The organism is Spirillospora sp. NPDC048819 (assembly GCF_040650055.1).
GTDB lineage: Bacteria > Actinomycetota > Actinomycetes > Streptosporangiales > Streptosporangiaceae > Spirillospora.
Genome location: NZ_JBEZGN010000059.1, coordinates 17,544 through 39,257, shown reverse-complemented (window position 1 = coordinate 39,257; position 21,714 = coordinate 17,544). Strand labels below are relative to the sequence as shown.

General features: G+C 72.9%; 22 protein-coding genes and 1 pseudogene. 8 read left to right on the top strand and 15 right to left on the bottom strand.

Going from position 1 to position 21,714, the window contains the following annotated elements:
* The 3 genes and pseudogenes from AB0C35_RS43220 to AB0C35_RS43210 form a co-directional block, all read right to left on the bottom strand.
* Window positions 1–245 (bottom strand): annotated as a pseudogene (locus tag AB0C35_RS43220) (hypothetical protein); the annotation flags it as partial.
* A gap of 148 nt (window positions 246–393) precedes the next feature.
* The gene (locus tag AB0C35_RS43215; protein ID WP_358469496.1) at window positions 394–1,710 is read right to left on the bottom strand and encodes a protein kinase; all 1,317 of its coding nucleotides are present in this window, start codon (window positions 1,708–1,710) and stop codon (window positions 394–396) included.
* A gap of 463 nt (window positions 1,711–2,173) precedes the next feature.
* Window positions 2,174–2,506, bottom strand: coding sequence for a DUF3099 domain-containing protein (locus tag AB0C35_RS43210; protein ID WP_358469493.1), 333 nt, complete (start codon window positions 2,504–2,506; stop codon window positions 2,174–2,176).
* 67 nt (window positions 2,507–2,573) lie between these two features.
* Here AB0C35_RS43210 and AB0C35_RS43205 point away from each other — a divergent pair, with 67 nt between their 5' ends.
* Window positions 2,574–2,786 carry a dodecin gene (locus AB0C35_RS43205; RefSeq protein ID WP_358469490.1) on the top strand — a complete coding sequence of 71 codons (213 nt, stop codon included), beginning with the start codon at window positions 2,574–2,576 and terminating at the stop codon, window positions 2,784–2,786.
* Window positions 2,787–2,806: 20 nt separating this feature from the next.
* Here AB0C35_RS43205 and AB0C35_RS43200 read toward each other — a convergent pair whose 3' ends face one another.
* Window positions 2,807–4,183 carry a metallopeptidase TldD-related protein gene (locus AB0C35_RS43200; protein ID WP_358469499.1) on the bottom strand — a complete coding sequence of 459 codons (1,377 nt, stop codon included), beginning with the start codon at window positions 4,181–4,183 and terminating at the stop codon, window positions 2,807–2,809.
* Between the two features lie 5 nt (window positions 4,184–4,188).
* The gene (locus AB0C35_RS43195; RefSeq protein ID WP_358469487.1) at window positions 4,189–5,688 is read right to left on the bottom strand and encodes a TldD/PmbA family protein; all 1,500 of its coding nucleotides are present in this window, start codon (window positions 5,686–5,688) and stop codon (window positions 4,189–4,191) included.
* A 165-nt stretch (window positions 5,689–5,853) separates the two neighbouring features.
* Between AB0C35_RS43195 and AB0C35_RS43190 the strand changes: the two genes are divergently transcribed.
* Entirely contained in the window at window positions 5,854–6,558 is a 705-nt protein-coding gene (locus tag AB0C35_RS43190; RefSeq protein ID WP_358469484.1) for a beta-ketoacyl-ACP reductase, read from the top strand.
* 5 nt (window positions 6,559–6,563) lie between these two features.
* Complete coding sequence (gene fabI, locus AB0C35_RS43185; protein ID WP_358469481.1) at window positions 6,564–7,346, top strand: enoyl-ACP reductase FabI; 783 nt, start codon at window positions 6,564–6,566, stop codon at window positions 7,344–7,346.
* Window positions 7,347–7,564: 218 nt separating this feature from the next.
* Here fabI and AB0C35_RS43180 read toward each other — a convergent pair whose 3' ends face one another.
* From AB0C35_RS43180 to AB0C35_RS43170, 3 genes are all read right to left on the bottom strand, one after another.
* Window positions 7,565–8,215, bottom strand: a complete 651-nt coding sequence (locus AB0C35_RS43180; RefSeq protein ID WP_358469478.1) for a hypothetical protein — start codon at window positions 8,213–8,215, stop codon at window positions 7,565–7,567.
* A 107-nt stretch (window positions 8,216–8,322) separates the two neighbouring features.
* On the bottom strand, window positions 8,323–10,254 hold the full coding sequence (locus AB0C35_RS43175) for a helix-hairpin-helix domain-containing protein (RefSeq protein WP_358469475.1): 1,932 nt from the start codon (window positions 10,252–10,254) through the stop codon (window positions 8,323–8,325).
* Window positions 10,255–10,305: 51 nt separating this feature from the next.
* Window positions 10,306–11,256 carry an aldo/keto reductase gene (locus tag AB0C35_RS43170; RefSeq protein ID WP_358469472.1) on the bottom strand — a complete coding sequence of 317 codons (951 nt, stop codon included), beginning with the start codon at window positions 11,254–11,256 and terminating at the stop codon, window positions 10,306–10,308.
* Between the two features lie 149 nt (window positions 11,257–11,405).
* Here AB0C35_RS43170 and AB0C35_RS43165 point away from each other — a divergent pair, with 149 nt between their 5' ends.
* Together AB0C35_RS43165 and AB0C35_RS43160 are read left to right on the top strand one after the other, a co-directional pair.
* Window positions 11,406–12,617, top strand: coding sequence for an RNA-guided endonuclease TnpB family protein (locus tag AB0C35_RS43165; protein WP_358469469.1), 1,212 nt, complete (start codon window positions 11,406–11,408; stop codon window positions 12,615–12,617).
* A 157-nt stretch (window positions 12,618–12,774) separates the two neighbouring features.
* On the top strand, window positions 12,775–13,383 hold the full coding sequence (locus AB0C35_RS43160) for a hypothetical protein (protein ID WP_358469466.1): 609 nt from the start codon (window positions 12,775–12,777) through the stop codon (window positions 13,381–13,383).
* Here AB0C35_RS43160 and AB0C35_RS43155 read toward each other — a convergent pair.
* Entirely contained in the window at window positions 13,380–14,360 is a 981-nt protein-coding gene (locus AB0C35_RS43155) for a magnesium and cobalt transport protein CorA (protein ID WP_358469463.1), read from the bottom strand. The two genes, AB0C35_RS43160 and AB0C35_RS43155, sit on opposite strands and share 4 nt — an antisense overlap.
* A 66-nt stretch (window positions 14,361–14,426) precedes the next feature.
* Between AB0C35_RS43155 and AB0C35_RS43150 the strand changes: the two genes are divergently transcribed.
* The 3 genes from AB0C35_RS43150 to AB0C35_RS43140 all read left to right on the top strand — a co-directional run bounded on the left by AB0C35_RS43150 (window position 14,427) and on the right by AB0C35_RS43140 (window position 16,608).
* A complete protein-coding gene (locus AB0C35_RS43150) occupies window positions 14,427–15,140 on the top strand; it encodes a histidine phosphatase family protein (RefSeq protein WP_358469460.1) in 714 nt (237 codons plus the stop codon).
* 10 nt (window positions 15,141–15,150) lie between these two features.
* Window positions 15,151–15,699: a DUF3090 domain-containing protein gene (locus AB0C35_RS43145; protein ID WP_358469457.1), complete on the top strand. Its 549-nt coding sequence runs from the start codon at window positions 15,151–15,153 to the stop codon at window positions 15,697–15,699.
* A gap of 120 nt (window positions 15,700–15,819) precedes the next feature.
* A complete protein-coding gene (locus tag AB0C35_RS43140) occupies window positions 15,820–16,608 on the top strand; it encodes an SCO1664 family protein (protein ID WP_358469454.1) in 789 nt (262 codons plus the stop codon).
* 11 nt (window positions 16,609–16,619) lie between these two features.
* Here AB0C35_RS43140 and AB0C35_RS43135 read toward each other — a convergent pair whose 3' ends face one another.
* Genes AB0C35_RS43135 through AB0C35_RS43110 form a run of 6 tightly spaced genes read right to left on the bottom strand, consistent with a single transcriptional unit; the run spans window position 16,620 to window position 21,707 of the window.
* Window positions 16,620–17,363 (bottom strand): arylmalonate decarboxylase, encoded by a 744-nt coding sequence (locus tag AB0C35_RS43135; protein WP_358469452.1) that lies wholly within the window; start codon window positions 17,361–17,363, stop codon window positions 16,620–16,622.
* Window positions 17,360–17,968 (bottom strand): hypothetical protein, encoded by a 609-nt coding sequence (locus AB0C35_RS43130; protein ID WP_358469449.1) that lies wholly within the window; start codon window positions 17,966–17,968, stop codon window positions 17,360–17,362. The genes AB0C35_RS43135 and AB0C35_RS43130 overlap by 4 nt, the downstream gene beginning before the upstream one ends.
* Entirely contained in the window at window positions 17,965–18,753 is a 789-nt protein-coding gene (locus AB0C35_RS43125) for an SDR family oxidoreductase (protein ID WP_358469446.1), read from the bottom strand. The genes AB0C35_RS43130 and AB0C35_RS43125 overlap by 4 nt, the downstream gene beginning before the upstream one ends.
* Window positions 18,750–19,697 carry a hypothetical protein gene (locus tag AB0C35_RS43120; protein WP_358469443.1) on the bottom strand — a complete coding sequence of 316 codons (948 nt, stop codon included), beginning with the start codon at window positions 19,695–19,697 and terminating at the stop codon, window positions 18,750–18,752. The genes AB0C35_RS43125 and AB0C35_RS43120 overlap by 4 nt, the downstream gene beginning before the upstream one ends.
* A complete protein-coding gene (locus AB0C35_RS43115; RefSeq protein WP_358469440.1) occupies window positions 19,690–20,451 on the bottom strand; it encodes a hypothetical protein in 762 nt (253 codons plus the stop codon). Before AB0C35_RS43115 ends, AB0C35_RS43120 begins: the two co-directional genes overlap by 8 nt.
* Complete coding sequence (locus AB0C35_RS43110) at window positions 20,448–21,707, bottom strand: aromatic ring-hydroxylating dioxygenase subunit alpha (RefSeq protein ID WP_358469437.1); 1,260 nt, start codon at window positions 21,705–21,707, stop codon at window positions 20,448–20,450. The genes AB0C35_RS43115 and AB0C35_RS43110 overlap by 4 nt, the downstream gene beginning before the upstream one ends.
* Window positions 21,708–21,714: the final 7 nt, after the last annotated feature.

Sequence of the window (21,714 nt, the reverse complement as noted above, 5' to 3'; positions counted from 1 at the left end):
TGGGTGTCGTCGGCCTCGGCGATGGCGAGATAGGAGCCGGACGGCAGCGCGTCGACGAGGGTGGCCACGATGTCACGGGCCCGCTGGTAAGGGTCCCCCGGCCGCCCGCGTCCCGCGCCGCCGGGCGGGCCGGCGGGCACGCCGCCCGGATAGGAGGCGCCCAGGAAGGTGTAGGGGGCGTCGGGGTCTCCGCTCTCCGGCGGGTTCCTGGGTGCCCACTCGGGCACGTCGTCGTGTCCGCTCATCGCCGATCTCCGTTTCCCGGGCGGGGGCGCCGGGGCATGGCGCACCGCATGGTGACGACCGCCCGGTGAGACACATGAACGATGTGTCTCAGCCGGGCCAGGTGTGATGTTCGTCTCATCGGCGTCTTCCGTCAAGGGGTTCGGCGGGTCAGGACTGGACGGGGACTTCGGCGAGCAGCGCGGAGAGCCCCGCCGCGCGCTCCGGCGAGACGTCGTGCGGTCCGCGTCCGGCGAGTTCGGCCCGCAGCCGGGCGACCCGGCGGCCGAGGTCCACCTGCGCTCCGCCGTCCACCTCGTTCATCAGCGTGGTGACCTGGGTGGCGAGGTCGCTGCCGAACCGCGGCCCGACCTCGCCCTCCGCCATCCCCACGTCGATGGCGCGCCGCATTCGCGCGAGCGCGCTCACCGCGGCCTCCCGCGCGCCGGCCGCCGGGACCGTTCCGCCGTCCGGCGCGGCCGGCGGGGCGGCCGTGCCGGACGGCCCCGGCGTGCGGGCGCCCGCCGGAGGCGCCGCCGCGGGCCGGCTCGGCAGCGGCGGCAGCGCGACGCCGCGCGGCGAGTCCCGCAGCGAGACGGTGATGACCGCGAGCGGGGTCAGGAGCACCGCCAGCACCGCGGCCGCCGCGCCGCCGAGCATCACCGCCCGCCGTACCCGTCCCGGCCCGGGCCACCGGGACCCGGTCCGCGCCGGGCCGCGGCCTCCGGCGTCCCCACCTGGCAGGACGGGCGTCCGCGCCGCGTAAGAGTTCAGGGCCAGGGCCACGTCGGCCGCCGGGGGACGGTCGCCGGGTTCGGCGGCCCGGCAGCGTTCGGCCAGCTCCACCGGTTCCGCGAGCTCCGCCGGCTCCACCGGGGCGGCAGGCGCACCGGCCGCCGTACCGGACCACGGTCCGGACTCCGGGTCGCCGGTCAGGCACGCAGCGAGGATCCGGCCGAGCGCGAGCACGTCCCCGGCCCGGCCGCCCTCGTCTCCCGGCCCGCCGATCGCGCCGGTGACGCCGAGGCCGAGGAGCTTCACCCCGTCCTCGGTCAGGAACACCTGCCCGGGCCTCAGATCGCCGTGGACGATCCCGCAGGCGTGGACGGCGGCGAGTGCGTCGGCGAGCTGCGCGCACACGCTCAGGGCCTCGTGGGCGGCGGGCAGGCCCCGTTCGAGGCGCGCCGCCAGGGACTCGCCGCTCAGGAACTCCGTCACCACGTACGTCAGCGCGTCGTCGTCGGTGCCCTCCGCCTCGCCGTAGTCGTAGGTGGTCACGATGTTGGGGTGGGCGAGCGCCGCCGCGGCGCGGGCGGCGTCCCGGAACCGTCGCCGCAGGTCGCGCCGCGATCGGCGGACGCCGACGAGGGTCACGGCGACGCGCCGGGCGAGCAGTTCGTCGTGCGCGCGCCACACCTGGGCCGCGCCGCGCCGGGAGACGCGGCGCTCCATCCGGTAGCGGTCGTCCAGCCGGAATCCTGGGTCCACGGGACCTCCCCTCGGGCGCGGGGATGGTGCTATCGCCGCTCAGAGGTACGCAGCGCGGCCCGGAAAGGATCGGTCCGCGTCCAGGTCGTTCTGACGGACGGTGCCCGGCCGGAAACGCCGTGCTGCACACGGATCCGAGGGAGAAAAGTTCGGTTCGGCCGGGTTTCGGCCCGTGGCCGGAGCAGGCCACCGCCGGGCCTTGCCTTTTCGCCCGGTTGTGCTCACGGCCGGGACGCACCTTCGGGCGGGGGTCACGGGAAGGTCATCGGCGGACCGGGGAAGCCCCAGGGCGGGACCCCGGAATTGAAAAGCGGCGCCGGGTGGATACGGGGGCAATCCACCCGGCGCCGCATCATCGGTGTTCCGACGGGGGCCCGGAACACCGGCACGGGCGCTCCGACGGGGGACCAGAGCGCCGGTACAAATCGTACACCGAAACCCCCTGCGGTTAGTCAAGAGAATGTCACGACCCGATTTCCGGTCGCTGTCCGGAATCCGGCTTCTGTTCCCGCGTCGCGGGGGCCTCGAAGGTCGCCGAGGCGGTCGGCTCGCGCCCGCCGTTGGCGAAGATCACCGCGATGTAGGGCAGGAGCAGAGCCCCGGCCACCAGAATCAGCACCGCCCACGCCGGCGCGCCGGCCACCGCGGCCAGTATCGCGCCGACGAAGCACACCGTCCTGACGCCCATCGACACCAGGTAGCGCCGCTGCCGGTACTCGATGTCCTCGGACATCGGACGGGGAGCGTCGGTGACCGTGTAGACCTCCGGCTCCCGATGGTGATTGACCTTCACCATTCCACGGTAAGCCCATGGAGTCCGGCTGGCGATACCAGGACGGGTCAAGACATCGGAGGTAAACGAGATGACCGATCGCACGTACCGGGTGACGGAGATCGTGGGGACCTCGCCGGAGTCGGTCGAGACCGCGATCCGCAACGGCGTCAGGCGCGCCTCGCAGACCCTGCGCCACCTCGACTGGTTCGAGGTGACGGAGGTCCGCGGCCAGATCGAGGACGGCGAGGTCGCCCACATCCAGGTCACCATGAAGGTCGGCTTCCGCCTGGAGGACGCCTGACCGGGCGGTGCGCCGGGTGCTCAGGTCGCCCGGCTCACCGTCGACATGTGGAAGTCGGGGACGCGCAGCGGCGGCATGGCGGCGCGGGTGAAGTAGTCCGACCACTCGCGCGGCAGCGCCGGGCCGGTCTCGCCGACCTCGGTGAGGCGTGACAGCAGGTCGACGGGGCTTTCGTTGAACCTGAAGTTGTTCACCGCCCCGACGACCTCGCCGTCCTCGACGAGGTAGACGCCGTCGCGGGTGAGGCCGGTCAGCAGGAGGCTCTGCGGGTCGACCTCGCGGATGTACCACAGGCAGGTCAGCAGCAGCCCGCGCTCGGTGCGGGCGACCATCTCCTCCAGGGACGCGCCGCCGCCCGGCCCGGTCATCGCCAGGTTGTCGATCGGCGGGGTGAGCGGCAGCCCGGTGCGCTCCGCCGAGTGCCGCGTCTGGGCGAGCGAGGCGAGGGTGCCGCCGCTGATCCAGTCGGTGGCGCCGAGCGCGAGGCCGTTGTCGAACACCGACGACTCGCGGCTGGAGGCGTGCGCGACGACGAACGGGGCGCACTCCATGCCCGCGGCCGCCGGGTCGCTGGACAGCGTGACGGGTAGGCTCGCGAGCTTCTCGCCGACGCGGGTGCCGCCGCCGGGGGCGCTGAACACCGTCCGGCCGTCCTGGGCGTCCTGCGCGCCCGCCGACCAGTACAGGTAGATCATCAGGTCGGCGACGGCCGACGGCGGCAGGATCGTCTCGTACCGCCCGGCGGGCAGGTCCACGCGCCGCTCGCCCCACTCCAGCCGCCTGGCGAGGTCGCCGGTCAGCGCGGGGACGTCGACGTCGGTGAAGTCGCGCGTGCCGGTGCCCGCCCACGCCGAGCCGCCGGCGCCCTTGGCGTTGAGCTCCAGCAGCCCGGTCGGCTGGTCGTGGCGCAGCCGCAGCCCCTTCGAGGTGCCGAGGAACGTCGAGGTCAGCATGTGGTTGGCGAACCCGTACAGGCGCCGGTCGCCGGCCTGCGCCGCGGCGAACGCCTCGCCGAGCGCGGGCGCGAACCCCTCGAACACCCCGATGCCGGTCTCGGCGGGCTCGTCGTCCCACGCGGCCGCGGCCGGGCCCTCGGTGATCAGCGGGGCGGCGTCCTCGGCGGCCTCGCCCGCGGCGGCGTCGGCCTCGGCGGCGCGCACCAGGTCCTCGATGCCGTCGGCGGCGACGGCCGACCGCGACACCACGCCCGCCGCGACGCCGTCGGCGGTGTCGCGCAACGCGACGACCGTGAGGCGGTTGGAGCGGGTCACGCCGTTGGTGGTGAGCGTGTTCCCCGCCCACCGCAGGTTCGCGGTGCTCGCCTCGTCGGCGATGACGATGCAGTCGTCCGCGCGGGACAGCGACAGCGCCCGCTCGACGGCCTCCTGGGGCCTCATCGTGCTCACTGGCCGGCCTCCTTCAGGGCGTTGAGGATGTTGACGCCGCGGAACAGCGCCGAGGGGCAGCCGTGGCTGACCGGCGCGACCTGCCCCGGCTGGCCCTTGCCGCAGTTGAACGCGCCGCCGAGCACGTACGTCCGCGGCCCGCCGACGGCCTCCATCGAGTTCCAGAACTCGGTCGTGGTGGCCTGGTAGGCGACGTCGCGGAGCTGCCCGGCGAGCCGCCCGTTCTCGATCCGGTAGAACCGCTGCCCGGTGAACTGGAAGTTGTGGCGCTGCATGTCGATCGACCAGCTCTTGTCCCCGACGATGTAGACGCCGCGGTCGACGCCGGAGATCAGCTCCTCGGTGGACGGGCCGCCCTCCGCGGGCTTCAGCGACACGTTCGCCATCCGCTGGATCGGCATGCTGGACGCCGCGTCGGCGAACGCGCACCCGTTGGAGCGGTCGGCGCCGGTCAGGCGGGCGATGCGGCGGTCGGTCTGGTAGCCGGTGAACAGCCCGCCGGACACGATGTCGAACGACCGGGTCTGCACGCCCTCGTCGTCGTAGCCGATTGTGGCCAGGCCGTGCTCGGCGGTGCGGTCCCCGGTGATGTTCATGACCTCGGAGCCGTACTGGAGGTTCCCGAGCTTGTCGGGGGTGGCGAACGAGGTGCCCGCGTAGGCCGCCTCGTAGCCGAGCGCCCGGTCGAGTTCGGTGGCGTGGCCGATCGACTCGTGGATCGTCAGCCACAGGTTGGACGGGTCGACGACGACGTCGTACACGCCCGCGTCGACCGACGGCGCGGCGAGCTTCTCGGCGAGCAGCTCGGGGATGCGGGCCAGCTCGCCGTCCCAGTCCCAGTGCTCGCCCGACAGCCACTCCCACCCGTACCCGGCGGGCGGCGCGAGCGTGCGCATCGTGTCGAACAGGCCGCCGGAGATGCCGACGGCGTTCACGACGGGGTGCAGCCGGACGCGCTGCTGGGTGGTGACGGTCCCGGCGAGGTCGGCGAAGAACTTGTTCTCCTTGACCTGCAGCAGCGTCGCGTCCACGTGGTCGACGCGGTCGTCGCCGAGCAGCAGGCGGCTCCAGCCGGACAGCAGCGCCACCTTGTCCGCCGTCGGCACGTCGAACGGGTCGATCTCGTACGCCGAGATCCAGGTGCGCTCGCCGTGCACCGGCTCGGGGGCCAGCTCGATGGGTTCGCGGTTGACGGCCTTGGCGACCGCCGCGACGTCCACCGCCCGGGCGGCGACGCGTGCGGCGCCGTCGGGCGTCAGGTCGATGCCCGCGGCGAAGCCCCAGGTGCCGTCCTTGACGACGCGGACCGACAGGCCGACGTCGTCGGCGTCCAGGGCGGTCTCCAGCGCGGCGTCGTGCAGGCGGAGTGTCTGGCTGCGGATGCGCTCCAGCCGGAAGTCGGCGTGCTCGGCGCCCAGCTCCCGGGCGCGGGACAGGGCCGCGTCGGCCAGCGCGCGAAGCGGCAGCGCGGTGAAGGTGGGATCGATGTCATGCACCCTTGGCAACCTACCCGCCGGCCCCGGGAGGGCACCCGAACAAACCGGGGTGAGCGGATCTTGTCGGTTCGGCACATCCGCAGCCTGCCGGAAGGCCGCTAGGGTCGTGCGCTGTCATCACCGCGCGACGCGGTGGGCCCACAAGCAGCCAACGAGAGGGTCGTGATGAGTCGCTCTGTCCTCGTCACCGGGGGTAACCGGGGCATCGGCCTCGCGATCGCCCGTGAGCTCGCCGCCGCGGGCGACGCGGTCGCCGTCACCTACCGGTCCGGTGAGCCCCCCGAAGGGCTGTTCGGCGTGCGGTGCGACGTGACGAGCGCCGAGGACGTCGACGCCGCCTTCGGCAAGGTCGAGGCGGAGCACGGCCCGGTCGAGGTCGTCATCGCCAACGCGGGGATCACCAAGGACACCCTCCTGGCGATCATGAGCGAGGAATCGTTCACCTCGGTGATCGACACCAACCTGACCGGCGCGTTCCGCGTGGCCAAGCGCGGCGTGAAGGGCATGATGCGCAAGCGCAAGGGGCGCATCGTCCTGGTCTCCTCGGTCGTGGGCCTGATGGGCTCGCCGGGGCAGGCCAACTACGCCGCGTCCAAGGCGGGCATGGTCGGGTTCGCGCGGTCCCTCGCCCGCGAGCTCGGCTCGCGCGGCATCACGGTGAACGTGGTGGCGCCCGGGTTCGTCGACACCGACATGACGGCGGTGCTCACCGAGGACCAGCAGAAGGCCATCACCTCGGCGATCCCGCTGGGGCGGATCGCGCAGCCGGACGAGGTCGCCAAGGCCGTGCGGTTCGTGGCGAGCGACGACGCCGCCTACATCACCGGGGCCGTGATCCCGGTCGACGGCGGCCTGGGAATGGGGCACTGACGGTCATGGGGATCCTCGAAGGCAAGCGCATCCTGGTCACCGGCGTCCTCACCGACGCCTCGATCGGCTTCCACGTCGCGCGGGTCGCGCAGGAGCAGGGCGCCGAGGTGGTGCTGACCGCCTACCCGCGCCCCACGCTCACGGCCCGGACCGCCAAGCGGCTCCCGTCCGGCCCCGACTCGCCGCCGCCGGTGATCGAGCTGGACGTGACCAACGCCGAGCAGCTTGACGCCCTGGCCGGGAACCTGCGCGACAACGGCTTCGACCACCTGGACGGCGTCGTCCACGCGATCGGGTTCGCGCCGCAGACCGCGCTCGGCGGCAACTTCCTGGAGACGCCGTGGGAGGACGTGGCGACCGCCGTGCACTCCTCGGCGTACTCGCTGAAGTCGCTGACGATGGCGTGCCTGCCGCTGATGAAGGACGGCGGCTCGGTCGTCGGGCTGGACTTCGACGCCACCAAGGCGTGGCCGGTGTACGACTGGATGGGCGTGGCCAAGGCCGGCCTGGAGTCGTGCTCCCGCTACCTGGCCAAGTACCTCGGCCCGCAGGGCATCCGGGTCAACCTCGTCGCCGCCGGGCCGCTCGCCACGATGGCGGCCAAGAGCATCCCCGGCTTCGAGGGCATGACGGAGATGTGGCCGAAGGCGGCCCCGCTCGGCTGGGACATCAAGGACAGCGAGCCCACCGCCCGCGCGTGCGCGGCACTCCTGTCGGACTGGTTCCCGGCGACCACCGGCGAGATCGTCCACGTCGACGGCGGCATCCACGCCATCGGCGCGTACTGATTGCAGTTCCCTTGGCGTCGGGCCCTGGGGGCCCTCCTTCGGCGGGAACTGCGGTGCGATCGCTGCATCGCTACGGCTCGCCTTGCGGCTCGCTGCGCGATCAGGTTTCTCGCTTCGCTCGAAACCTGCCTTCGGACGCGATCGCGGCTGTTGAGGTCGTCGCGGGGTTGCGGTGTCGGCTGAGGTCGGTGTGGAACGGGCGGTTGCGCTCTCCGATGTCAGCGGGTGGCGCGGCGGCGGCGGAAGGTGCGGGCGGCGACGCTGATGTGGAGGGCGCCGGCGGCGCCCGCCGCACCCGCGGCGGCGGCTACCAGGAGCAGCTGGCCGTTGTCCTGCTGTGAGGCCGCGACGGGCGAGATGAGGCGCGTCTGCGGCATGGCCACCGTTCCGGCCGGCGGGTTCTGGTAGGCGTTCGGGTCCGCGGCGATCTCGGGGGTGGGCAGCACGCCGGGGAGCCCGGGAGCGTTGGACGGCGGCTTCTGCGCGAGCGGCCGGGACACCGTGGAGTCGGTCATGGTGGCCGGAGGCACGGCCGCGCCGCCGCCGCTCGGCGCCGAGGACGGCTTTCGCGTCTTCGCGGCGGGCGCCTTGGACGTCCTGGTCCCCGAGCTCTTGCTCGGCGTGGTCTTCGGCGGGGCGGCCTTGGACTGGGTGGGCTTAGGCGTGGGCGTCGGCGTCGGGGTCTTCGGGGTGAGCGCCTCGCGGATGTTGCCGAGGTTGCACTTCCAGTTCTCGATCGTGGTCTCGGGGTCGACGCCCTTCTTGCAGACCTCGGCCGCCCCGGCCGCAGGGGCGGACAGGAACAGGACGAGGGCGCCCGCCGAGACCGCCGCCGAAGCCGTGCCGACCCGCCTGAGCCGCTGGGGCATGTTTTCCTCCACCCGCACCAATGCCGTTGTTGACCCTGTTGACATCGTGTCCCATACGGGCCGGTCCGTAAACCGCGACACGGGTGTTTCTTTACCCCGTCATGGCCTCAGTGGATCACCAGTTTCGCGAGCCTGGTGCGCCGCGCGGGCGCGGCGTCGTCGCGGACCGCCCTGGCCAGCTCCGGGCCGGACGCCTGCACGACCGACAGGTGCCGGCGCGCCAGCCCGAACGCGGTGGCCACCAGCGGCCGTGACAGGCCCGCGGGCGGCATGACCGCGACCACGGCGGGACGGCGCGTCCCGCGCGCCTGCGCGACCGTCACCGCCCAGCCGTGCCTAAGCCGGGACGCGTCCGCGGGCGCGACCACGGCCGCGCCGCCGGGGAAGTCGACCTCCAGCCCGTGCGGGCCGCCTCCGGTCACCACGCCGGTCTCGCCGAGCGCGGCGTGGGGGAGGGGAGCGGCGACGACCACCCGGTCGCCGGGGTCCAGCCCGCCGAACCTGCCGGGCCCGGGGTTCAGCCGCTCCTTGAGCGCCGCGTTGAGTGCGCCGGTGCCGGCCTCGCCGCCCGCGGCCGGCGCGACGACCTGGACGTCCTCGACGGCGATCCCGAGCGCGCGGGGGATCGAGTCGGTGACGAGCTGGACGGCCCGGTGCACCGCCTCGCCGGGGCTCGCGGCGGGCACGATCACGACCTCGCGCCCGGGCGCGTCCACGGCGGCCAGGTCGCCGCCGCGCACGGCGTCGGCCAGCTCGCCGAGCGGACCGGACGGGGGCGCGGCGTCCAGCGTGACGACGGGGACGGTCTCGGACGCCTCCAGGTCGTCCAGCGGCCGGCCCGGACCGGCGGGCGGCGGCGCGTCCGGCTCGGCGCACAGCACGAGGTGGGCGCCGTCGGGACACGCCTCGGCCAGCACCGCGCACAGTTCGACGTCGAGCACCGAGGCGTCCATGACGACGACCAGGTCGAGGTCGAAGGGACGCCGCTCACCGCGCTCGTAGACGACGGCCCCCGGCGCGGCCGCCGGTTCGTCCCGCGGCTCCAGCAGCCGGTGCAGGCTGGTGACCGCGACCCCCTCGGCGTCCGTGTGCAGGTCGGCGTCCGTGTGCAGGTCGGCGGCGGCGCGGTCGGTCGGCGCGGCCACGGCGGTGCGCACGCCCTGGCCCGCCGCCGCGGCGGCGATGGCGAGGGCGGTGCGCGCGAGGTCGTCCGGCGTCCCGCGCAGGACGCTCACGCCGGTGCGGAGCGCGGCGGTGAGCGCGAGGGAGCGGTCTTCGGGCAGGCCGTCGCGCAGGCCCTTGACGGCGACGTCGTCCAGCAGCGGCACGGCCGTCAGCGACAGCCGCTGGAACCCCTCGGCCGCCGCCTCCTCGGCGAGCGCCCACCGCGCCGGGCCGAGGGTCTCCTCCGGTTCCGGCGGTTCGGCGCCCTCCTCGAAGGCCGCTTCGTCGAACTCGGGCTCCTCGGTGAGCGAGAGGACCTCCGCCTCGTCCAGCGCGGCCTCCACGGCGGCCTGCGGGTCGGGGACCCGCACGCGCTCCAGCGCGGACACCACGTCGGCGGCGGGCGTGACCGTGTGGCCGTCCCGCGCGGCCTCGGTGAGCAGGTGCAGGACGAGGGCGCGGCCGCGCCGGGGGTCGCCCGGCGCCGCGTCCCGCCCGAGCACGGCGCGGGCAAAGTGGTCGGCCTGCGGCGGCCGGACGCCGGGGACGAGCAGCAGCCGCCACGGGTCGGCGCGCAGTCCGGCGGCGGCGTCCGGGCCGAGCCGGGCGGCGGCGCGGGACACGAGCGGCGCGGGGACGCCGGTCGCGGAGAACAGTTCGGTGAGGGCAAGCAGGCCCGTCCGCGCGGCCGCGCCCGCCTGGGCGGGCGAGCCCGGTACGGACTCTGCGGGCGCGGCCCGCGCGGGTTCGGCGGCGCCGCCGCGTTCTTCGTCGCGGCGGCCGTCCAGGGCTCCGGCGGCGGCCTCGGCGGCGCGCATGGCCTCCGCGGCGCGCGCCGCCCGCTCGGCGGGGGTGGGGTCAGGGGTGTCGGTCACGGGCTTCCCGTCGCGGCTGATCACGGTTGGCGGTGGAGCGTCCCGAGCGTGTCACGCGCCGGACGAGGTGTCGGAGACGTCGTCCAGCGCGCCGCGGATCTCGCCCGGGAGCGTCAGGTCCTCACTGTCCAGTATGGCGGTGAGCTGCGCGGCGGTGCGGGCGCCGACGATCGGCGCGGCGACCCCGTCCCGGTCGCGGACCCACGCGAGCGCCACGGCGAGCGGGGAGCGGCCGAGTCCCTCGGCGGCGGTCACCACCGACTCGACGATCCGGGCGCACTCCTCGTCGAGGTAGGGCTGGACGAAGTCGGCGAAGTGCGGGGCGGCGGCGCGCGACCCGGCGGGGATGCCGGTGCGGTACTTGCCGGTGAGCACCCCCCGGCCGAGCGGCGACCACGGCAGCAGCCCCGCCCCGGCGTCCAGCACGGCGGGCACGACCTCCCGCTCGATGTCGCGGCGCAGCAGCGAGTACTCCAGCTGGGCCGACACCACCGGGGCCCGGCCCGGCCACGCCCGCTGCCAGGCCGCGGCCTTCGACACCTGCCAGCCCGCGTAGTTGGACACCCCGACGTAGCGGGCCCGGCCGGACGCGACCGCCTCGTCCAGCGCCGACAGCGTCTCCTCCAGCGGCGTGGCCGGGTCGTACACGTGCAGCTGCCACAGGTCGACGTGGTCCAGGTCCATCCGGTCGAGGGAGGCGTCGAGGGCGCGGAGCAGGTGCCTGCGGGAGCCGTCGTAGCGTCCGTTCGGCCTGATCGCGGCCTTGGTCGCGATGACCAGGCCGTCCCGGTCGACCGTCTCGCGCAGCAGGTGGCCGAGGATCCGCTCGCTGTCGCCGTCGTTGTAGACGTCGGCGGTGTCCACCAGCGTGCCCCCGGCGTCCACGAACACGGCGAGCTGCGCCGCGGCCTCGTCCGGGTCGGTGTCGTGCCCCCAGGTCATGGTGCCGAGGCCCAGCCGGGACACCAGCAGCCCGCTCCGCCCGAGGTGACGCTCCTTCATCGGATACCTCCGTGGATAGCCCTGCCTTCAGGCCGGGGAGGAAACGGACCCCCTGCGAAGCAGGACAGGGGCGGGCGATTTGCCGGCAGTCGAACCTCCGCCCGCCCCACCGGGCGGAGCTTAACTGATCTTGTGTCATTATGTGAGGCATGGCGCGCACAGTGAAGCGGGCGTTCAAGTACCGCTTCCATCCCACCGGCGAGCAGGCAGCGGAGCTGTCTCGCACGTTCGGCTGCACGCGCCTGGTCTACAACCGGGCGCTGGAGGAACGCACCCGCGCCTGGTACACCCAACAGCGCCGCATGTCCTACGTCGACACCTCGGCGGCGCTGACCCAATGGAAGAAGACCGACGACCTGGCGTTCTTGAACGAGGTGTCGTCGGTCCCGCTGCAGCAGGCGCTGCGGCACCTGCAGGCCGCGTTCGCGGCGTTTTTCGACAAACGCGCCCGGTATCCGCGGTTCAAGTCGCGCAAGAAGTCGCGCGCCAGCGCCGAGTACACCCGGTCGGGCTTCAAGTACCGCGACGGTGAGCTGTACTTGGCGAAGATGCGCGGCCCGCTGGACATCGTGTGGTCGCGGCCCCTGCCCCAGGGCGCGGAGCCGTCCACCGTGACGGTCTCGCGCGACAGCGCGGACCGGTGGTTCGTCTCGATTCTGTGCACCGACACCATCGCCCGCCTGGACCCCGTCGACGCGGCGGTGGGCGTCGATGCGGGGATCACCTCGCTGGTGACCCTGTCGACCGGTGAGAAGGTCACCAACCCCCGGCACGAGCGCCGCGACCGGGAACGCCTCGCCCGCGCGCACAAGGAACTGGCCCGCAAGGCCCAGGGGTCGGCCAACCGGGACAAGACGAAACGGAAGCTCGCCCGGATCCACGCCCGCATCACCGACCGGCGCCGCGACTTCCTGCACAAACTCTCGACTCGACTCGTCCACGAGAACCAAGTGGTCGTGATCGAGGACCTGAACGTCCGTAACATGGTTGCCAACCACAATCTCGCCCGCGCGATCTCGGACGCGGCATGGCGGCAGCTGCGGACGATGCTGGAGTACAAGGCCGACTGGTACGGCCGCGAACTCGTGGTGATCGACCGGTGGTCCCCCTCCTCCAAGACCTGCTCGCAATGCGGGACCCTCGCCGGGAAGATGCCCCTCAACATCAGGGAATGGGAATGCGGCGGGTGCGGCGCCCGGCACGACCGGGACGTCAACGCCGCACGCAACATTGTGGCCGCCGGGCTGGCGGTGTCGGCCTGTGGAGCCGGTGTCAGACCTCAACGGGAATCCTCCTGGACGGGGCAGTCGGCGACGAAGCAGGAAAACCAACCCGCGACGGTTGGAGTCCCCCGCCTTTAGGTGGGGGAGGAGGTCAAAGGCGGTCAATGTAGCGGTCCGGTCCCCGGTCCGCGCGATCCGGGCGGGACGTGCGCAAGGCCCGCCCGGATTCTTGCCCAGCGCAAAGATACTGGTGAGGTCTATTGCCGGGGCCGCCGCCCGGCTAAAGTGGCTGGCCATGGCGCCACCCCCGTTCTCGATGTACTCCCCGAAGACGCCGGACGGCGACGGCGGACCGGACGTGGCGCCGGTATTCGGTGCGGGATCGGGCGACGACCCCGGCTATCTCGCCTCGCTGCGGAGCGGCACGGAACTCGGCCGGATGCGCACGATGATGCTGGTGCTGCTGGCTGCCCCCGTCCTGATCCTGGCGATCACCCCGTTGATCGTGCAGGGCGGAGAGGACGCGCCACCCTGGATCTATCTCCCGCTGGTGGCCGCGGCGCTGGCCGCGCTGGTGGTCGGGCCGCGCGCGCCGCAGCCGATGGCCCCGGGCAGCGAGCCGCGGCATGCGGCGCGGACGGCGCTCATGATGTTCCGGCAGGCGGTGCTGCTGCGGTTCGCGCTCGCCGAGGGCGTGATCCTGCTGGGCCTGCCGCTGGCGATGGTGGGGCACAGCGAGCTGGTGTTCGTCGCCGGGTTCGCCGTCGGCTATCCGCTGCTGCTCTGGCTGGCGCTGCCGACCCGCGGCGGCGTGGAGCGGATCCGGCGCCGGCTGGAGTCGGGCGGCGCCGAGTCGCACCTGTGGGCGGTTCTGCTCGCCGCCCCGGCGGCCAAGGGCGGCTAGAGCCAGCCGCTCTTGCGGAGCCTGCGGAACAGCAGCGTGCAGATGACCGCCATCACCGACATGACCAGCGGGTACCCGAAGGTCCAGTGCAGCTCGGGCATGTGGTCGAAGTTCATGCCGTAGATCCCGGCGATCGCGGTCGGCACCGCGATGATCGCGGCCCAGGCCGAGATCTTGCGCATGTCCTCGTTCTGCCGCTTGCCGAGCAGCGCGAGGTGCGCGGTCAGCACGCTGTTCAGCAGTTCGTTGTGCGCGTCGACCTGCCCGTCCACGCGCAGCAGGTGGTCCAGGACGTCGCGGAAGTACTCGCGGGTCGAGCCGCACTCGGGGACGCGGCCCTTCGCGATCTCCTGCATCACCGGGACGAGCGGGTCCTCGGCGCCGCGGAACTCCAGCACCTCCCGTTTGAGGGAGTAGATGTCGGCGGTGACGTCCCGCGCGCCCGGGTCGAACACCGCCCGCTCCAGCCCGATGATGTCGACCTCGACCTCGTGGGCGACCAGGCCGTAGCGGTCGACGACCTCGTCGCACACCGCGTACAGGACGGCGGCGGCGCCGTGCTTGAGCAGCTCGGGCGACTCCTCCAGCCGCCTGCGGGCGGGGCCGAGCGGGTTGCCGGCGCCGTGCCGGACGGTGACGGCGAAGTCCCGGCCGAGGAACATCATGATCTCGCCGACCTCGATGTCGGAGGTCGCGTCGATGTAGGTCAGCGTCTTCAGCACGATGAACAGCGTGTCGTCGTAGCGCTCCAGCTTGGGCCGCTGGTGTGCGGACACGGCGTCCTCGGCGGCGAGCGGGTGCAGCTCCAGCTCGTCCCTGACCAGCTCGAACTCCTCCTCGTCGGGTTCGAACATGCCGATCCAGAGGAAGCATTCACCGTCCTGGCGGGCGAGGTCGAAGGCGTCGCTGATGTCGCCGTCGATGTCGCGGCGCGTCCCGCCCGCGTAGATGGCCTTGTCCACGATCACGATACGCATTCTCCCGCACCCGCGGGCGCGGGGCGCCCGCCGCCCGGCTGCCCGTCATCTCCTAGAGTGGCCGCTGTGACCACACTCCTGCTGGTAAGGCATGGCCTGACTGCGATGACCGGACCCGTGCTCGCCGGCTGGACGCCCGGGGTCCGCCTCGACGACCGCGGCCGCGCGCAGGTCGCCCGGCTCGCCGGGCGCCTGGCGCCGCTCCCGCTCGCCGCGGTCGTCACCAGCCCCCTGGAACGCTGCGCCGAGACCGCCGAGGCGATCGCCGCAGGCCACGACGGCCCGATCGAGAAGATCGAGACGGACGAGCGGTTCGGCGAGGTCCGCTACGGCGACTGGACCGGCCGCCCGCTCAAGGAACTGGCCGAGGAGCCGCTCTGGAAGGTCGTGCAGAGCCATCCGAGCGCCGTCCGCTTCCCCGGCGAGGCCGGCGAGTCCCTCGCCGGCGCGCAGCACCGCGCCGTCACCGCCGTCCGCGACTGGAACGAGCGGATCGCCGCCGAGCACGGCCCGGACGCGCTCTACGCCGTGTGCAGCCACGGCGACATCATCAAGGGCATCGTCGCCGACGCGCTCGGCCTCCACCTCGACCAGTTCCAGCGGATCCAGGCCGACCCCGCGTCGCTCACCGTCGTCCGGTACACCGAAACGCGGCCGTTCGTCGTCCGCGTCAACGACACCGGCGGCGATGTGGCCGGACTCGTTCCCAAGCCGCCGGAGGAAGGTTCCGGGAAAGACGGACTCGGGCCGGGGGACGCGCCCGTCGGCGGCGGCGCGTAGGGTCGTTGTCATGCCCGTCATCTCCTACGACCCGCCGGAGCGTTTCGTCGCCGGCGCCGTCGGGCGGCCAGGCGACCGAGCCTTCTACCTGCAGGCCCGCTCCGGCCGCCGCGTCACCAGCGTCGGCCTGGAGAAGTTCCAGGTGACGCTGCTGGCGGAGCGGCTGGAGGAGCTGCTGGACGAGGTGCTGCGGCGCAGCGGCGGAGAGGCCCCGGTGCCCGCGGTCACGCCGTCCGAGCTCGAGGACGACGGCCCCCTCGACCAGCCGGTGGAGGAGGAGTTCAAGGTCGGCACGATGGCGCTGGCCTGGGACCCGGACGACGAGCAGGTCGTCATCGAGGCGCAGGAGGCCGGCGAGGCCGAGGAGGACGCCGAGGTCGGCGAGGAGGACCCGAAGATCGCGGTGCTGCGGGTGCGGATCAGCGCCGCGCAGGCCCGCGCGTTCGCCGAGCGGGCCCTGAAGGTCGTCGCGGCCGGGCGCCCGCCCTGCCCGCTGTGCGGCCTCCCCCTCGACACCGAGGGGCACGTGTGCCCCCGCCAGAACGGATACCTCGGCTGAGATGCGGCCCTCGAATCCTCTTCGTCCGGCCGTCCGCGCCGTGCCGTGCGCCCCGGCCGCCGAGGACGAAAAAGATCCGCTGTGCTGGATCATGGGCGACGCGGCCGGGAGAATGATCGCATGACGCAGTCCTCCCGGGACCGGGCGCCCGCAGACGACGCCGGGCGCGGCGAGCCCGGACGCCGGGTCTCCCCCCGCGACGCCGAGGGAGCCGAGCGGCTGCTGTCGGCCGGGCGGCTCAGCGTGGAGGGCAGGCTCGTCCAGGCGTCCAACGCCACCCTGTACTGCTCCGTCGATCACGACGGCCTCACCGCGGGCTGCGTCTACAAGCCGGTGGCCGGTGAGCGCCCGCTGTGGGACTTCCCCGACGGCACCCTCGCCGAGCGGGAGGTCGCCGCCTACGAGGTCTCCAAGGCCATGGGCTGGGGGACCGTCCCGCCCACCGTGCACCGCGACGGCCCGTACGGGCCCGGCATGGTGCAGTTGTGGGTCGAACCCGACCCCGACATCGACCTCGTCGCCCTGTCGCGGTCCGACGACGACGCGATCCGCCGCATGTCGGTGTTCGACGCCGTCGTCAACAACGCCGACCGCAAGATCGGCCACCTGCTGCCGCCGGGCGACGGCCACGTCTACGGCTGCGACCACGGCGTCTGCTTCTCCGCCGACTACAAGCTCCGCACCGTCCTGTGGCAGTGGCGCGGCAAGCCGCTGACGGCCGAGGCCCTGGAGGCCCTCGGCCGCGTGGACGAGGGCCTGCGCGGCGGCCCCCTCGGCGCCCGCCTGGCCGAGCTCCTCACCGCCGACGAGGTCGACGCCACCCGCCGCCGGGTGGAGCTGATGCTCAAGCACCGGATCCACCCGTACCCCCCGGAGGACTGGCCCGCCATCCCCTGGCCGCCGCTGTAGCGGGCCCGCGGTCAGTGGTCGCGGAGGAGGGCCCCGGCGCCTTCGACCCGCTCGTCGATGCCGTTGTCGCGCAGGGCCATCCACCAGGTGGCCGCGTTGATCGCGATGACGGGCAGGCCCAGCCACCGTTCGGCCTCGTCGGCCAGGCCGACCATCGACAGGTTCGTGCCGCACTGGACGATGGCGTCCACCTCCCCGGCGGCCAGTTCCCGCAGGGCCGCCCGCAGCTCGTCCTCGGTGACGTGGGCGATCGACACGGCCGTGGGGCATTTCAGGCCGATGATCTTGTCGACGGTGAAGCCGAGCTCGGTGAAGAACCGGTGGACGTTCTCGTCGCCGACCGGCTGGTAGGGCGTGACGACGCCGATGCGCCGGGCGCCGTACAGCTTCAGTGCCCGCTCGCACGCCTCCGCCCCGGTCGCCACCTGCAGGCCGGTGATGCCGTGGATCTGGCGGACGAACTCCTTGTTGCCCTCCACGCCGCCCCAGAACGTCTCGGCGGACATCCCCATCACCATGTAGTCCGGTTCGCAGGTCAGCACGCGTTCGCAGGCCGCGCCGATCTCGTCGCGGATCTGCTCCAGCAGCCGCTCCATGCCGGCGTCGCCGTCCATGTTCTGGTCGCGGATGTGGATGCGGGAGAAGTGGGACGTCACGCCGGGGACGCCCATCCGGTAGAAGTCGGGCTCCACGATGGTGTTGGTGGAGGGCGCGATGACTCCGAACTTGCGCCGCCAGCCGAGTGCGTCGGTCATGCGGGCACCGCCTCCTTGGTCTCTTTCGCGTCGGGGGTACGGGCGAGCCGCCAGGCGGCGAGCGCGAAGGCCGCCTGGGCGAGGGTGTTGCAGGACTGCTCGGCCCACTGCAGGGCGATGGACTGCTCGGCCCGCGCCGCCATCGGGCCGAGCAGGTACTGGGCGGCCAGCCACAGCGTGAACAGCGCCGCCGTGAGCGGGTCGCGGCGGCGGGCGTCCAGCGCCAGCAGCACCGCCACGACGGTGACCGCCGCGATCGTCCAGACCATGGCGGGCCAGGTGTCGCGCAGGGCCGCCGAGGCGGCCAGGGCGGCGATGAGGGGGACGGGCAGGGCGGCCCGCCACCGGCCCCGCGTCAGGGCGAACACCAGCAGGGTGAATCCGGTGGCCAGCAGCGGGAACAGCGCGTGGTACAGCCACTGCAGGTCGGGGCCGTCGAGCGCGACGATCAGCTTCCACGTGGCCTTGGCGAACCCGCCGGACACCACCAGGAACGCCGCCGGCAGGACGAGGGGATGGCGGTGCCGCAGCGCAGCGATGCCGAGCGCGGTCAGCGCGACGGGGACGAAGTCCTCGACGGCGAGGGGGACCGGGTAGTCGGTCATGGCGCATCGGCGAACAGGTCGCGCTTGCGGAACCGCGCCGTGGCGAACCGTCCCATGATCTTGGGCGCGGTCAGCCAGGCGACCTTCCCGCCGTTCCCGGTCCCGGCGAGGATCTTCGCCGCGAGCCAGGGCGTCACGGTCTCCACCCGGTCGGCGAGGATGTTGAAGACCTTCTTGGCCTTCTCCAGTTCCTCGGGGGAGTAGTCCTTGAGGAGCAGGTCGGTGACGACCATGCCGGGCGACAGGTGCGCGACCTTCACGGGGCCGCCCTTGACCTCCTTGGCGAGCCCGGTGGTGAGGTAGTCGGAGCCGCGTTTGGTGGCGCCGTAGGCGATCAGGCCGGGGATGGTGCGGCCGTCGCTGCCGAGCCCCGCCATGTTCCAGACGGTCCCGCCGCCCTGCGCGGTCATGCCCGCCACCGCCACGGCGCTGCCGTGCAGCGCGCCGAGCAGGTTGACGGCGACGATCGTGTCGAGCTGCCCGGCGGGCGTCTCGGCGAGCGGCGTGCGGGAGGTGGAGACGCCGGCGTTGTTGATCCAGTGGTCGACGCGGCCGAGTTCGGCGGCCGCCCAGTCCCACAGGGCCTGCACCTGGTCGCGGTCGGCCACGTCGCAGACCGTCCCGATCGCGCCGTCGCCCAGTTCGGCGACGGCCTCGTCGACCCGTTCGCGGGACCGGCCGCAGATCGCGACACGCGCGCCCCTGGCCAGGAACTCCCGCGCCAGGCCGAGGCCGATGCCCCGGGTACCGCCCGTGATGACGACCGTCGGCGAGGTCTCGGTCATGACGCCTCCCAGGTGAGGACGCCGTGCAGCACGCACGTCAGCACGTTGCCCTCGAACAGCTCGTAGGCGACGGTCAGGGTCTCCCCGGCCGTCATCCCGGGCGCGGCGTCGATCATGTACTCGCGGCCCTTGGCCTTCCACACGTCGGTGAAGTGCAGGCTGGGGTAGTTGGCGCGGCCGAAGGAGATCGCGTTGCCCCAGGCGTCCGGGCCCTCGTAGAAGTGCCGGAACCCGTCCCGCCGGGCCTCCACCGTGTACGTGCGGTCGAGCGCGCCGGACCAGGTGACGTGCTGGCGGGTGCGCAGCAGGTCGACCGGCTCCAGCTCGACCGACACGGTCACGTCGCCGATGAGCTTCTGGTCGGCGCCCCACAGCTCGCAGGTGCCGGAGTAGGCGCCGGCCTGCTTGGTGGGCAGGATGTAGGGCGTCGGGCCGTTGCGGGTCTCGTCCTTGAGGAACGCCGCGATCGCGTCCCTGGTCTCGGGGTTGGCGTCGTAGTCGGTGGTGCGCCGGTAGACGCCGTTGAAGCAGCCCACGACCGCCCAGCCCTGGTAGAGGGTGGACGAGTAGACCTGCGTCTCGCCGTCGGGGAGCACGTGGTTCCAGGTGTTGAGGTCGACCTGCCAGCCCGGCCCGTAGTAGTGCGCGTCGACGAACCCGCCGTAGGGCTGGCCGGTGCCGTGGAAGTCCGGGCCGGTGTAGACGCGGTTGCTGTCGGAGTCGACGACCCCGAACGCGAACGGCGCGCCCAGCCGGAACCGCCCGGCCATCGGGCCGCCGCCCTCCAGGCCGCCGTCCATGTAGTAGGTGGTCTTCCCGTCCTCGAACACCGACGACCTGCGGATGTCCTCGTAGCCCTGCCAGGTTCCGGTGCCGTCGAACAGCGAGGGGCGGCCGTGCCACTCGCCGGCGATCCGGGTCTGCCACTCGCTCGGCTCAGCCACCCCGCACCTCGTTCGTCGGCAGTTCGTTCGTCGGCAGTTCGTTCGTCAGCAACTCGCCGCGCACCGCCTCGGACTGCTCCTCGCCGAGCAGCCGCGTCACGTTGGCCCAGACGGGGTCGACCTCGGGACTGAACAGGTTCGCCCGGTTGCGCTCGTCGCGCGCCGGCAGGTCGGTGTCGGCGAGGGTCGCCACGACGTCGGCGGGCAGGCCCTTGTCGACGAGGCCGCGCCAGTGCTCGAAGTACCGGTCGAGGTAGCCGCCGATCTCCGTGAAGTGCTCCTCGTCGGCCCGGTTCACCAGCATCCAGGGCGACATCATCGCGTGCTGGCGGGGGCCGATCGCGGCGGTGGACGGACCGAACCGCTCCCGGACCTCCTCGAACGCAGGGGTGAGCGGCTGGTAGACCGCGTTGAGGTACTCCAGGTGGCAGGCCAGGTCGGCGCGCTGGACGAGGTCGATGTGGTAGGCGAGGTAGCCGCCCGCCATGACCGAGTCGAGCGTGAAGTGCGGGACCGCCGAGTCCGCCGGGGTGAACGCGAAGATCATGTGGCTGTCCATGCCGATCTGCTCGACCGTCAGCGCCACGCGGACGACCTTGGCGATCCGCTCGCCGCGCAGGATCTCCAGTTCGCCGACCGGGCCGGGCGACATCGGGCTCGTCAGCTCCCGCTCGGTGACCCGGGTCAGGTTCTCGACGCCGGCCAGCGCCGCCATCGTCCGGTCGCTCAGTGCTCTGGGCAGGGACGCCGTCACTTGTCTTCTCCTTCACCGGTCGCCTGCGCGGCCGTCACGGTGTCTCCGGGGGACGTTTCCTTCACGGCGCCGTCGGGCGTCTCCGCGTCCGCCGTCCCGGTCGACGCTGTGCCGGTCGATGCGGTGGTGCTCGCTTCCCCGCCGCTCGTCTCCCCGCCCCGCGCCTTGTGCATCCAGGCCCGCGCCAGCTCGGGGTTCTCGCGGCGGGCGGGGGAGGCGATGACGACGGCGCTCTTGCGGGGACCGGGGTCGGACATCATGTCCTCGTCGCCGATCCACCATCCGTCCGCCATCAGCTGCTGGCGGCGGCGCCTGTAGGCGACCTGGAGCGCGTCGCTGCGCAGGTGCAGTTCGGCGGGCAGGTCGTAGGGCAGCAGTTCGGGCCGCTGGCTCTCCACCACCGGCTTGTCCTGGAGCAGGATGCTCTCGATGCGGCGGCGGGCGTCCCGGTCGGCCCACCTGCCGGTGAAGAAGTTGCGGTAGCCGACGATCTTGACGAGGGTCCGGTCGCGGCTCAGCGGGATGTTGTGGTCGTAGAGGATCATGTCGCCGAACGGCAGCCGGACGTGCAGCTTGACGATGTTCGGCAGGTACCAGCCGTTGGTGACGACCAGCTCGCTGGGCCCCTCCTTCTTGTAGAGGCGCTTCCACAGGCCCCGCGCGGGCGGCGGGCTGAGCATGATGTCGGCGACCGCCGACCAGTCGTCCTGGGTGATCTCGTAGTCGGGGATCTGCGGCTTGTCCGGGTTGCCGAACCGGGTGCCGTGCACGAAGGGCGTGTGCGCGGCGTCCACCACGTTCTCGAACGTCCGCTCGTAGTTGGCCTCGATGATCATGTTGACGTCCACGCGGGCGAACTTCGGGTCGTCGTGCTCGGGGAAGTGCGGGATGGGGGGCCGCTCGTCCTCCGGCAGGTCGCCGAGGAACGCCCAGATCAGCCCGTACTCCTCCCGGACGGGATAGGAGTCGACGCGGGCCTTCTTGGGGATGCCGCGGCCCTCGGGGTTGGCGGGGATGAGCGTGCAGGCGCCGCCCGGCTCGTACCGCCAGCCGTGGTAGGGGCAGGCGATCTGGTCGTCCACCACCTTGCCCCTCGACAGCGCCGCGCCGCGGTGGGCGCACAGGTCCGACAGGCAGACCACGCCGCCGTCGCGCTTGCGGTAGATGACGAAGTCCTGGCCGAGGCAGGTGACGCGCTTGGGGGCGCGGGTGACGGCGTCGGCGAACTCCACCGCGTACCAGAAATTCTTGAGCATGTCGGCT